The following is a 12,991-nucleotide window of genomic DNA, read 5'->3' as shown; positions in this document are numbered from 1 at the left end:
TGGATATGAGCAAGCCAGTAAAGTTAACTGTCTCACTGTATCTTATTGTCGTTGCACTTTTATGTTGTAGTTATTTAATTATGATTTTAGTAGGAAGTTTTCAAGGTAATGATATGCGCGGCGCAGTGCTTGATACAGATAACACAAGACATATTGAAAACGTGAATGAAACAAATAACGCATCGCAATCTACAAAATCATCTACACAACAAAATCGCTCTATTCCTAAAAATTGGCAGTCTCAACACATGAATCAACCTACAACTAATCAATTCGATACTATAAAAACATGGTCTTTAGATAACGCATCCTCTAAAAACCATGTTTAATTTTTAATAAAATCACTCGGCATATATTTTTAACAATACGTTCAAAATTCCTATAAAGATGCCTTTTTCAAATGTGTCTAATTTCAAAGTGTCTGATTTTTCAGATATAATAAAAGCGATAGATGTTTTATTAATTTTGGAAAAGGGGTTTTATGATGAGTAAATTTACTAAACAAGAAAAAATTCAAATCTTAGAAGATTTAGTAAGTATTAAATCAGTTAATGACAATGAAATGGAAGTATGTAAATATCTACAGAATTTATTATCAGAGCATGGTATTAAATCTGAAATTATTAAAATAAGTGATAGTCGCGCTAACCTAGTGGCTGAAATTGGTGAAGGCGCACCCGTGCTTGGTATATCTGGCCATATGGATGTTGTATCTGCTGGCGATGAAAACAAATGGACATACGATCCATTCAAACTTACAGAAGTAGACGGCAAACTTTATGGTCGTGGCTCAGCTGATATGAAATCAGGCTTAGCCGCGTTAGTACTCAGCATGATTGATATTCACGACCAAGGTTTATTAACACATGGAAAAATACGCTTACTTGCAACTGCTGGTGAAGAGATTGTTGGAGAAGGCGCAAAAGCATTTCATGATAAAGGTTATATGAAAGACGTGGATGCATTAGTCATTGCTGAACCTTCCCAAGATAGAATTATTTATGCTCATAAAGGATCAATGGATATTCGTGTCACTTCTCATGGTAAAGCTTCACATAGTTCTATGCCACAACTCGGTTTTAACGCTATTTCACCACTTGTTAAATTTGTTTACAAAGCAGATGAAGGGTTTAACAAGTTTAATAAAAATAATGACTTATTAGGTAATGCGATTATGAATGCAACGATTTTCAATGGAGGCAATCAAGTGAACTCCATTCCCGAACACGCAACATCCGAATTTAATATCCGTACCATTCCTGAACATGATAACGATCAATTTATTTCTTATTTCAATGAAATCTTAAAACAAGTTGCTACTGAAGAAACTGATATTGAAATTGACACTTATATGTCTAGACCCCCTGTTTACACTACAGGCCAAAATAAATTAATAGCACTTGCTGTTGAAATGGGTGAAAAATATCTCAATACAACATTACCAACAGAAGCTTCGCCTGGTGTGACGGATGCCTCAGATCTATTAGTAGATAAAGACGAAAACTTTTCATTTATTATGTATGGTCCAGGTACTGTCAGTCAGGCTCACCAAGTAGATGAGCATGTAGACAAAGAAGCATATTTAACATTCGTTGATCTATTTACGGACTTCTTCCCAGCTTATTTAAACGGTTCAAAATAATTCAACATGCTTATACCCTTTTTAAGGCCAAGCCATGATTTTTTATATCAGTCTCAATATAAAAAGAGCGAAGATACGCAACCACTATTTGATTGCATATCTTCGCTCTTTACTTTATAACTTTAATGATTCAATTGTAATTTCATCGCTGTAAAACAAAGTTTAAAATTTAATCTATAATTTCTTTTAATTTATGAATCAATTGTTCTCTTTCAGGAATAGGAAAAATAGGGTGAATGTGAAACAACTGATATCCAGGAATAAAAGAATGCTGAATACCTTGTTCATTTAACATTTGAGATAATTTTACAGCATCGGGATAAAGTGTCTCTTTCGTTCCAATGGAAATCGTAATGCGCCCTAGACCATTGAAATCTCCGTAAATTGGTGAAACTCTCCAATCTGTTAAAGGTAATTTATCAGCCCACAAATTAATTAAATATTTACTCCCCTCAATTCCTAGCATTGGATCAATCTTTTCATACACACGTGCTTCAGGATGGCTTAAAGTGCCGTCTAATACAGGTGAAATCAGCACAATATCACTTGGTTGTGTTAAGTTAACCGTTTTTAAATACTGCGCAAATGATAATGCTATTTGACCGCCTGCAGAATCACCTATAATAGTAAGTTTTTGTGCATTCACTTTTTGTTCCAATTCGTTTCGATATATAGCTTCTAATAATTCAAATGTTTCTTTATATGTGGCATGCGGTATTTTTGGATAGATAGGCATGATGACTTTAGCATTAAAAGCCGTAGCGAGTTTATCTATATATTCAAAATGGTATTTAAGTGGATTTTGGAACCAAGCGCCGCCATGAACATAGATTAATGATCTTTGTCGATTATCTTCTTTATCATTTACCACATAAGTTGTGACATTTTGTATCATTTTTGTATAAACTGTATTTTCAAAATGATAATCTGTTCCTTCATATTTACCTTGAGTTTGATGCTTAACTGCCTCAAGTGCTTCTTGTGCGTATGTTGCCTTTTCAAATGCACGCTTCATCTTCGTAACTCTAAGTAGCATTTCATATAAAAAACTTTTATAACTACGTTTTTCTACAATTTCAGCGTACAAATATGAAGTAGCCACACCCATACTTGTAATAGTAGCTATTTTTTTTAACATCTCATATGACCTCCAATATATCATTATCTGAGAGCAAGACAGAAGTTTTATTTCATAATAACAATGACATGCATCGCTTTACTTGGTATTCATAACTAGAAAAAACGGATATAAATAGATTTCAAATTTGCTATCTGCTGCCAGTAAAAATTTAATGCATCCTATTTATAAATCACTTTATTTTTTAGTAAAGTGTTTATCCTAAATTATATTAGTATGTATGAAATACACGAGTTATAAATGCTCTACATACAAAACCACATTTATCATGACGCAGTTTCATCCTATAGTTGAATCTAATAAAGATGCTTGGTTAATCATCATGGACATATATAATTCATCATAATAATGATCATCCATAAAAATAGATTCGTGTTTAATGCCTTCAATTTTAAAACCCAATTTTTCATAAAATTTTACTGCTGGCGTGTTCGTTGTTATTACAGTTAACTCTAACCGTCTTAACCCTTTACGTTCTGCCCATTTTATCGTTTCTTGAAACATCTTAGTCGCCAAACCTTGATGATGCATTTCATTAATTACACCCGTTAAGATATAACCTATGTGTTTTATTTTAGCTAATCTACTAATGTGCACTGATAAATAGCCAACAATGTCATTTGTTTCTGTTTTTACACCGATATAAAAATTTTGCTTAATATCTTCTATTAATTTTTCTTTATTAAAACTTCTTTCATCCGGTAAATAGAGCATATATTGTGTTTCTTGATCAATCTTTTTCATACAAGTATACAGCGCTTCTGCTTCATCTGGGCAAATTCTTTCTATGCGCATAAATACTCCCCCTTTGACTCTATAGATTAATCTTATCATACAATATTTTTATTATAGATGACACTTATAATTTAATTTAATCCGTTTTTATTTCGAACTATTCATTTTCACTCAATAGTTTTAGCATAAATTGAAACATCCCATTATTACTTTTACAATAGTAAGCGAATAACAGGATGTCTAAGTGCGTTACGTGCATATTTATTTACTTTATAGTCTTATGTTTTTAAACTTTCGTACATCATTGTTAATTGATGTTCTATTTGTTGCATATCAATAAATCTGCCTTGACGATGCATTTCTTTACCATTTAAAAAAATCAAATCTACCGGTACAGTGAAAATAGATAATTCACCTGCTATTGCTTCTACTTTGCTTTGATTAATTACACCTAATGGCACGCCAGGAAATCCACGTACTAAATCTTCTATTTGGGGCAAAACTGCATGACAAACACTGCAATTATCTCTCATTACGTGGACTACTGCGAGTGGATTTTGCTCAATAAATGATTGGTATTCATCAATTGAAGTTAATATTTGAGTCATTTAGAATACCCTCCTTAAATATAAAGTGTTTTATATTATGAATCATATGCACTAGAATTAGCAATATTTATGCTCTAAACTGCAGATGGCATATTTCAATCAACTATCTTTCCAGTCGTTTATAAATCTTTATTAAAAGTCGGGAGTAAATGTTGGATACGTGCTCTAGTTTCTTCAGTGTAACCTTGTAGACCACCTGTATGAATAAATAAAATCGCTTTTTGACCGTCATACTTTCCTTGTTTGATTTCTTCTACTAAACCACGAAATGCTTTTCCAGTATATGTTGGATCTAACACAACACCTTCTTGTTGTGCGATATCAATATAAAATTGTAACTCTTCATCTGTTGCTTGAGCGTATCCTAATCCGATGTATTGATCATTAATCGATAGCGTATCAAATGTTTTTATATCATCATCTAATTCATTAATGATTTCAATCACCTTATTTTTGAAAATAGACGCACTCTCATTGACAGCATATCCAATAATTTGAGTTGATAAATTATGTATATACTTTCCATACCACAAACCTGCATATGTGCCCCCAGAACCGACAGCTAGATTGATAGAATCAAATTGAACATTTAATTCATCTGCTTGCTTTACAATTTCTTCAAAAGCATTGATATAGCCATGAGCGCCAATCCAATCTGATGCACCGCTTGGTACTATAAAAGGCGTTTTATTTTCACTTTCTAAATCTTTACTTAATCGTTCCATTGCTTTTTCCCGAGACTGATGTTCATCAATCACATGTATATGCGCACCTAACATAGCATCTAAGAATAAATTCCCTTCAAATGCTTTTAGCGCTCCTCTTAAAACAAGATGACATTCAATATTGTATTTAGCGCACAAAGCTGCTGTTGCTCTAGCATGATTAGAGGTAATGGCGCCCGTAGTAATAATCGTATCATAACCATTATCTAACACGTATTGTATGGTATATTCTAGCTTTCTCACTTTATTACCTGATATTTCAGTTCCAGTATAATCGTCTCTTTTAATATATATATCTTTACCTAATGTTTGGCTTAATGTTTCTAATTTTTGAATAGGTGTACTTAAATTGGCCACGTTTAATTTTCTTTGTAACATATCATTTCCTCCTTTATCTACATTATTCATGGTCTTGGTATAAATACTGTTGATTCGCTATCTGATGGATAATAATAACCGTTAGGTATCGTCTGTAACTCGATTAAACTTCCCCATGGTGCTCTAACATATACTGTGCGGTTATCTTCAGTATCTTCGTACTTCGTATTACTATGCGGTTTTGATAATGGTTGACCACCAGCTTGCTTTATGCTTCTAAATGCCGATTCAAAATCATCTACATAAAATGAGATGTGCGTAAAGCCAATATCTTGTAACGTATCTGCGTTGTTTTGTGTTGCACGCACAAATTCAAACATCTCTATATTCGGGCCATGATTAAACACCATCATTCTTTTTTTAATAATTTTGGCTCCATGTTCTAGTCCTAAGACGTGTTCAACAAAGTCTCCACCTCTAGGATCATCCATCCTAGTTTGGCTGTCATAAGCAACTTGACCATCTAAAGCTTCTTTAAAGAAAGACGTTGCCTTTTCAATATCTGGAACAGTTAAACCAATATGGTTAATTCCTCTTGTTATCAAAACTTAAAGCCTCCTTTATACATTGCTGCTTACTTCATTTTCATATGTCATTTAATATAAAGATTACTTATTTAAAAACAACCTTATATAACCAACAATGATAGCGATTTAAAATATCTTTCATAAATATATATGATTTTAGTGATCTTGAGATAAATCAAAATCATCTTTCAATAACCTATACCGATTCATATCTCGGTAATGTTTGCCGTCATATATATCTTGAACATCCGTCGCGACAAAATGAAATCCGGCGTTTCTGGCTACTTTATTACTTGCCAAATTTCTAACGTCAGCAACAATTGTTAGTTTATTTAACCCTAGGTGGTGAAATGCATAACCACAAATAAATTTAACGCTTGCTGTAGTGATTCGTTTACCAGTATAACCTTTAGCAATCCAGTAACCAACTTCTGCTTTACTATTTTTAGTATCTATTTTATGTAAATCAATTGTACCAATGAGTGTATCTTCGTAATAAATTAAAAATAGTTGTCCTTTTTGTTCAGCTTGATGTTGAATCATCATTTTTAAATATGATTTTTCTTCATCTACTGTCATGTCTTCCGTTATAAAATCTAAAAATCTAGATAAATGTGAAAAGTTTTCTTGTATTGTTTGAAATAACGCTTTCGCCATTTGAAGATCCGGTGGTACTAGTGTGACTTTCGGCAAAATTGTTATAGATGGTCTGTAATGCATAGATTCACCTTCTTTAATAACGTCTTATTTATTATCATATTTGTAATTTCTGAATATTTCAACTTTTTAATGATTGATAACTTAAAAAATAAGAGCGACTTAGAAATCAAAAATCGTTGATTTCCAATTGCCGCTCCGCATAAGATTGACTTAATGCTATTATGAAAGTCATAAATTGATTTACAAATAAAATCTTTTATTTATATCATTTAACTTTTAACAACGTGTTCGCCTATAATTTGTTTCTAATAAGTTATCATTGGATATGTTACATTTAATAACCAATCATTAATGCAATAGACATGCCGATACAGCAAATAACTACCCAAACAACAATTAACTTCCAAGCAAATTTAAGCCATTGTGTATAAGTTATTTTCCCTACCGCTAATGCACCCATCAAGATGGCAGATGTCGGGAATAATACATTGCTAATCGCGTCTCCATATTGAAAGGCAAGTACCGTGATTTGTCTATTGATATTCAGTAAATCAGAGATAGGTACCATTAATGGCATAGTCGTTAATGCTTGTCCTGAACCGGATGGAATAAAGAAGTTTAAAAAGAATTGTAAAACAAACATAGTGATAATAACCATTGACGAAGGAACATCAGCAAGTAACGTGGTCATCCCGTGTACAATCGTATCGATAATGTGACCATTTTCTAAAATATAAATAATACCTTTAGCAAAGCCGACAATCATCGCGCCAAATAGAATATCCTTCATACCTTCTATCATCGCTTCAAACGTGCCATTAATACCTAAACCGCCTATTACGCCTGCAAGTAAGCCTGCCAATAAGAAGTTTGCGCTCATTTCATTAAACGACCAACCATAAGTGAAAATGCCATATACATTTAACACTATCGCTGCAACAATAAGTAACAATCCTATGCCTTGACGCTTCGTAAAGCGAGGCGTTTCTATTGCTTTTCCTGACTGGCTTTCAGTTTGCTCTAATTCATACACAATACTTTTGCTTGAATCATGCTTAACTTTACGCGCATATAACATAACAGTTGTAACAGCTGCTAACAAAATAAAAACATAAATAACAGAACGCAAACCCCAACCTGAGAATAAAGTTAATTCCGCAACAGATTGAGCTACGCCCACTGTAAAAGGATTTAGCATGCCTCCTATAAAGCCACTGGAGGCGCCTAATATAACCATTGCTGCGCCGGTCATCGCATCGTAACCTAAAGTTCTAGCAATAATAATACCAATAGGTACGAATATGATTGTTTCTTCTGCTAATCCGATAGAAAATCCTAATATTGAAAATATTGTCATCGTCAATGGAATCATTAACGCTTTGTATGAACCTAATACATTCATAGCTTTGTTCACACCATTTTCAAAGGCGCCTGTTTTATGTACAATACCAAACGCACCGCCGACTAAAAAAATGTAAAATACAATTTCGCCACCGCTGATTAGCCCTTCTGGTATCGCACGAAAAATATCAAAAAATGAGACACCTTGCTGTGATACTTCTTGATATGAGCCTGATACAACAAGCGTTTGTCCATCTTTTTTTTCGCGTGCATATTCTCCTGCCGGTATGATATATGTAAGTAAACTTGCTACTACTATAATGAATAGTAATAGTCCATATGTATGTGGTGTTTTAAATTTTAAATTTTTAAATAAAGATTTGAACATCTCAAATTACCCCTCACTTGGCGTTTCATATATTTGAAAAATTAACCCAAACTTCAACGAATGAATCCATCATTTCAATATAATTACTTATATCTATAATATTATACTTTATAGGTATTAAGCTGAATTTTCAATCAATTTTCAAATTATATCCTTATTTCATAGAACAAACTAACTTATAAAATAAATCAATAATAAAAGGAACCAAAATATCTTATGATGTCTTGCTCCTAATACTATATAAGCAGTAGACAACTAGACTAAAAATGTAAATAAAAAATTAATTCTAAAGCGTTACGCTTTTAGTTATTGCTTTGGGAGCACTTACGCATGCGCTTTACATGAGCTAAAGCTCATAATTCTTTTAACGTTTACCACACTTATGTATGAACTTGATTCATGTATCACTCTTAACTTAAATATCTTTGATATAAAAAAGAGACCCAGTTGGGTCTCTAATTGTTTTATAACCACTTCAACGTTTATACTTTGAGATTTTAACAAGACGCGAAGTCATTGAGCATAATATATTGTCTCTGCCACTCTGTCTACATTATCTACTTATTTAGAAGAAACGTTTAACAGCTGTAGAAATTGGAGGTAATTCATCTAAGTCTAATTTTTTATCTTCTGTAATAGATCTAAATGCCCATTTACCATAATTCATTGCTTCTTCATTTACAATTTTACCTGGTAATGGTGCTGCGGTTTCATCTACATAAACATTAACAATTGTTGGTCTATCTTCAGCCATAGCTGATTCGACAACTTCATCAATTCTGTTTGGATCTTTAAGTGTGTATCCTACGCCACCAAAGCTTTCAGCAAATTTTTCTAAATCAATATCAGTGAAGTCAATGGCGTATTCTAATTCACCTGCAGCTTGTTGTTCATATTTAATGAATGAAAGTTGTTCGTTGTTTAATACAAATAATGTCATTGGTAAATCATATTGCACTGCGGTAGCAAAATCTTGCATAACCATATCAAACGCACCATCACCAATAATACCAACAACTTGACGATTTGGATATTCACGTTTTGCTGCTAATGCTGTAGGTAAAGCACAGCCCATTGTACCTAACCAACTTGAGATAATAAATTTATTATTTACTGTTAAGTTTAGATAACGCGTAGACCATACAGTCGCTGTTCCAACATCTATAGCAAATATAGCATCATCAGTTCTAACTTTATTAATTGCACCCATTAAACGTTCTGGTCTAATTGGTTTGCTGTCATTAGCCATGTCTTCAGCCATCCAAGCGTCCCATGTAGCTTTTCTTTCTAATATTTTATTTAAGAAATCGCGGTTGGCTACATGTTTAGCTGAATCAGTTAATTGTTGTAATGCGAGTTTACTATCACCTAGAATACCCACATTTATATCAAAACGATGTCCTATATTTTCTGGATTTGTATCAATTTGTATAGCTTTGATGTTTTTCTTAGGTAGATAATCTAAATACGGATAGTTAGTACCTACCATGATTAATAAATCTGCGTTTTGAATTGCTTGATATGAAGTTTTAGTACCAATTTTACCTAGGTTACCTAAATTATAAGGGTGTGCATCTGGCAGAATCGTTTTCGCTGGTAACGTTAAGATTGTTGGTATTTTGAATGCTTCTATAAATTCACGTACTTCATCTTTGGCATGTTTTGCACCAGTACCAAGTAGCACAACTGGTTTTTTACTTTTATTAATTAACTTAGCCGCTTTTTTAATACTGCGTGGTTTAGGCGCTACGCGTGCAGGTGGTGCAGTGTCTACTTTTTGGTCTGTAGTATCTTTTACTTTACGTGTTAATAAATTATTAGGCAAGATTAAAACGGCTACACCTTTTTTCTCATAAGCTGTACGGATTGCTTCATTTACAATACCAAATATATCTTTATCATCTTCAGATACTTGGTGTTTATACACAGCTACGTCATCAACCATTTTATTAATATTCGTTTCTTGGAATGCTTTTGTGCCTAATGCTGTACTATCTGTTTGCCCTGCTAGAATTAATTGCGGCACGTTATCCATTTTTGCATCATACATACCATTTAATAAGTGAATCACCCCTGGGCCACCAATACTGAGTGCAACACCGATTTTACCTGTTAATTTTGTATACCCTGCAGCAGCTAAACTAGCAACTTCTTCATGACGCACATTAATAAATTCTATATTATTTCTTTCTGTTCTTAATCTATCCACTACTGCATCTATTGAATCACCAGGAATACCATATAAGTGATCTATATCCCATGCTTGTAATGCTTTTACTAATGCCTCATTTGCTTTAATTTTTGCCATTGTAAAAATTGCTCCTTCCGAATTTTAGCGATTTAATTTTTCATTACATAAAATAGTTAATATTTTTAATCATTGCTAGGTTTATACTTAGTATAAAAAGATCATGAGTATAGGCAGTACAATTGAACTCAATAACGCTGTCAAAATCATACCAATTGAACTAAAAGCACCTGCTTCTAAATCAATATCAAGCGCTTGTGCTGTACCAAATGCATGCGATGCGTTGCCAAATGTTAACCCCTTGGCAATTGATGTTTTAAACCTTCCAAATTTAATCAAATACGCGCCTAGAATACTACCTATTAAACCAGTAGCTATAATAAACAACACAGCAATTGCATCCACACCTCCCATTTGATGTGATACTTGAATACCAACTGCCGCCGTAATTGATCTTGGTAGCATCGTAACAATGACTTCTTTTGAATAGCCAAATGTTTTCAAAATGACGTATACAAATACGAAGTTCAATATCACAGCTGCAATAACGCTACTAAATATGATTTTTCCATTAGCTAATATTTTATGACGGTTTTGATACAGCGGATATGCCAAAGCGACCACTGTACAATTTAATAAATAGTGAATCCATTTACCGCCAATCATATATTGCTGATAATCTATATTAAATATTAATAGTACAATAATAATCCCAATGGATGACACTAGTGCTGGATTTAAAAATGGGCTTCTATATTTAAACTGTAATTTTTTTGCTCCAACGTACATACAAACTGTTAATACAATCATTATTATTGCTTTTAGAAATGTCATCTAATTTTGACCATTCCCGTATTGCTCAGTTTTAACCATTTTTTCAGCAATGTACCCTGAGATTAAAGCAACGCAACACGTGCCTATTACAATCATAATAAAGAATAAAATAAAATTGAGATTAATCATAGACGCAACATCCATAACACCTACTACAGATGGGACAAAGAAAAATACCATTGTTGCTAAGAAAAATTTAGAACCTTCTTCTACCCATTTTGTTGGGATTATTTTAAATTGAAGTAACAAAAAATATAAAATCAATCCAACAATACTACCTGCAATTGGAATATGGAAAATCATTTGAATCTTATTACCAATAAAAGTAATACCCATAATAATTAACGCTTGAAACATAATTTTGACTATCTTTAATGCTACCTGCAATACTCATCATCCTTTGTTCCTTTATTGTTTTATTCATTTCGTACTTTTATATATAACTATTTTATTGATTACATTATTAGTATAACGCGCCACAATTTATAATAAAAATATTGTTTTTTTATACTAGCTATTACTTTTATCTATGGAAACGTTTTTACATATTATGTAAGTCTATACTTTATCTAGAAATAGCCATATCTATCACAATTATTTACGTTATGAACTATTTATAAATGAATGCTTATATCTAAAAAATAACGGGAGCAGCACGGGACCAAATAGCTTTAATTGGATTCCCGTTCCGACTCCCACAAGTTAAATAAATTACTGTAAAAAACGCTATAATCATTCAGTAATGATTAACCTCATTTGTATATACCTTTTTCATGCAACAAAATATCTACTTTAATAAAGCGGCTTGTTTGGTTTCTCGCTTGTCTATATATTATAGTCGTTGTTTCATAAAATCTATCCATTGCCTAGTTGCATAACTTAAATATTTGTCCCTCTTCCAAATCACACCTAATTCCCAGCGCATGCCAGGATCTTCAAGTGTTATATTTTTAAAATTACTATCCAATAAATTCACAATATTTTCAGGTAAAATACTCACACCTAAATGTGCGTTTAACAAGTTTTCAATAAAGTTCCATTGTGAAATCTTTGATACTGTATTAGGGATATAACCAGCATTTTTTGCTGCTTCAATTATTTTATCGTTTAAATAGAAATCTTCATTAAATAGTATAAAATCTTCATCTTTTAGCATGGCCATTTTCACTTTCTGGTAATTAGCTAAATGATGCTCTTGATTCAAAACCAATTTTAACTCTTCTTGATATAAAGGCAACGAATGAAAAATAGATTGGTCGACTGGCAACGTTGTAATACCAATATCTATTTCATCATTAATCAGTTGATGCTCAATCATTTTGCCACCATTTTCAACTAAATTATAAGTGACATTAGGATATTGTTGATGGAACTCACCTAATATATGAATAAATTTATTCATATTCATGACAGCAGATAAACCGATGCTAATATGTCCTGTTTCTAAGCCAACTAAACTATTGATTTCTCTAGGTAAATCTTTATATAGCGCTAATATTTCTTTACATTTTTGATAAAAAACCATTCCAGCATCCGTTAGCACAAGTTGACGATTACTTCGATCAAATAACGGCATATTTAATTCTTTTTCTATATCTTTAATCGCTTTACTAATCGTTGGTTGTGCAATATATAAAGATTTAGAAGCGTTCGTCATACCATGCTGGTTTACAACCTCAACAAAATATTTCATATGCTTAATATCCATATGCGTGCTCCTCTATACCTAACTTCAATTTGTACATTCTAGTATACGGCTAAATTCTA

Annotated in this window: 13 protein-coding genes; 2 read left to right on the top strand and 11 right to left on the bottom strand. The window is 32.5% G+C overall.

Annotated features, from left to right (window positions below; genetic code table 11):
- Window positions 1–5 precede the first annotated feature (5 nt).
- Entirely contained in the window at window positions 6–329 is a 324-nt protein-coding gene (locus BJG89_RS02525) for a hypothetical protein (protein ID WP_096808396.1), read from the top strand.
- 155 nt (window positions 330–484) lie between these two features.
- Window positions 485–1,642 carry an ArgE/DapE family deacylase gene (locus BJG89_RS02520; RefSeq protein ID WP_096808395.1) on the top strand — a complete coding sequence of 386 codons (1,158 nt, stop codon included), beginning with the start codon at window positions 485–487 and terminating at the stop codon, window positions 1,640–1,642.
- A gap of 169 nt (window positions 1,643–1,811) precedes the next feature.
- Here the strand turns inward: BJG89_RS02520 and BJG89_RS02515 are convergent, their stop codons facing one another.
- From BJG89_RS02515 to cidR, 11 genes are all read right to left on the bottom strand, one after another.
- Window positions 1,812–2,780: an alpha/beta hydrolase fold domain-containing protein gene (locus BJG89_RS02515; protein ID WP_096808394.1), complete on the bottom strand. Its 969-nt coding sequence runs from the start codon at window positions 2,778–2,780 to the stop codon at window positions 1,812–1,814.
- 279 nt (window positions 2,781–3,059) lie between these two features.
- Window positions 3,060–3,575, bottom strand: a complete 516-nt coding sequence (locus BJG89_RS02510) for a GNAT family N-acetyltransferase (RefSeq protein WP_096808393.1) — start codon at window positions 3,573–3,575, stop codon at window positions 3,060–3,062.
- Window positions 3,576–3,793: 218 nt separating this feature from the next.
- A complete protein-coding gene (locus BJG89_RS02505) occupies window positions 3,794–4,123 on the bottom strand; it encodes a thioredoxin family protein (protein ID WP_096808392.1) in 330 nt (109 codons plus the stop codon).
- A 119-nt stretch (window positions 4,124–4,242) separates the two neighbouring features.
- Window positions 4,243–5,226, bottom strand: a complete 984-nt coding sequence (locus tag BJG89_RS02500; protein ID WP_096808391.1) for a D-cysteine desulfhydrase family protein — start codon at window positions 5,224–5,226, stop codon at window positions 4,243–4,245.
- A gap of 26 nt (window positions 5,227–5,252) precedes the next feature.
- Window positions 5,253–5,771 (bottom strand): VOC family protein, encoded by a 519-nt coding sequence (locus tag BJG89_RS02495; protein ID WP_096808390.1) that lies wholly within the window; start codon window positions 5,769–5,771, stop codon window positions 5,253–5,255.
- A 138-nt stretch (window positions 5,772–5,909) separates the two neighbouring features.
- The gene (locus BJG89_RS02490; protein WP_096808389.1) at window positions 5,910–6,473 is read right to left on the bottom strand and encodes a GNAT family N-acetyltransferase; all 564 of its coding nucleotides are present in this window, start codon (window positions 6,471–6,473) and stop codon (window positions 5,910–5,912) included.
- Window positions 6,474–6,747: 274 nt separating this feature from the next.
- The gene (locus tag BJG89_RS02485) at window positions 6,748–8,142 is read right to left on the bottom strand and encodes a YfcC family protein (protein WP_096808388.1); all 1,395 of its coding nucleotides are present in this window, start codon (window positions 8,140–8,142) and stop codon (window positions 6,748–6,750) included.
- A gap of 565 nt (window positions 8,143–8,707) precedes the next feature.
- Entirely contained in the window at window positions 8,708–10,450 is a 1,743-nt protein-coding gene (locus BJG89_RS02480; protein ID WP_096808387.1) for a pyruvate oxidase, read from the bottom strand.
- Window positions 10,451–10,537: 87 nt separating this feature from the next.
- Window positions 10,538–11,224 (bottom strand): LrgB family protein, encoded by a 687-nt coding sequence (locus BJG89_RS02475; RefSeq protein WP_096808386.1) that lies wholly within the window; start codon window positions 11,222–11,224, stop codon window positions 10,538–10,540.
- On the bottom strand, window positions 11,225–11,611 hold the full coding sequence (locus BJG89_RS02470) for a CidA/LrgA family protein (RefSeq protein WP_096808385.1): 387 nt from the start codon (window positions 11,609–11,611) through the stop codon (window positions 11,225–11,227).
- A 445-nt stretch (window positions 11,612–12,056) separates the two neighbouring features.
- The gene (gene cidR, locus BJG89_RS02465; protein WP_096808384.1) at window positions 12,057–12,932 is read right to left on the bottom strand and encodes a cidABC operon transcriptional activator CidR; all 876 of its coding nucleotides are present in this window, start codon (window positions 12,930–12,932) and stop codon (window positions 12,057–12,059) included.
- Between the last annotated feature and the right edge of the window lie 59 nt (window positions 12,933–12,991).

This window comes from Staphylococcus nepalensis (assembly GCF_002442935.1).
GTDB classification, from domain to species: Bacteria; Bacillota; Bacilli; order Staphylococcales; family Staphylococcaceae; genus Staphylococcus; species Staphylococcus nepalensis.
The sequence above is the reverse complement of the archived record's forward strand: the minus strand, read 5'-3'. Positions and strand labels throughout refer to the sequence as shown.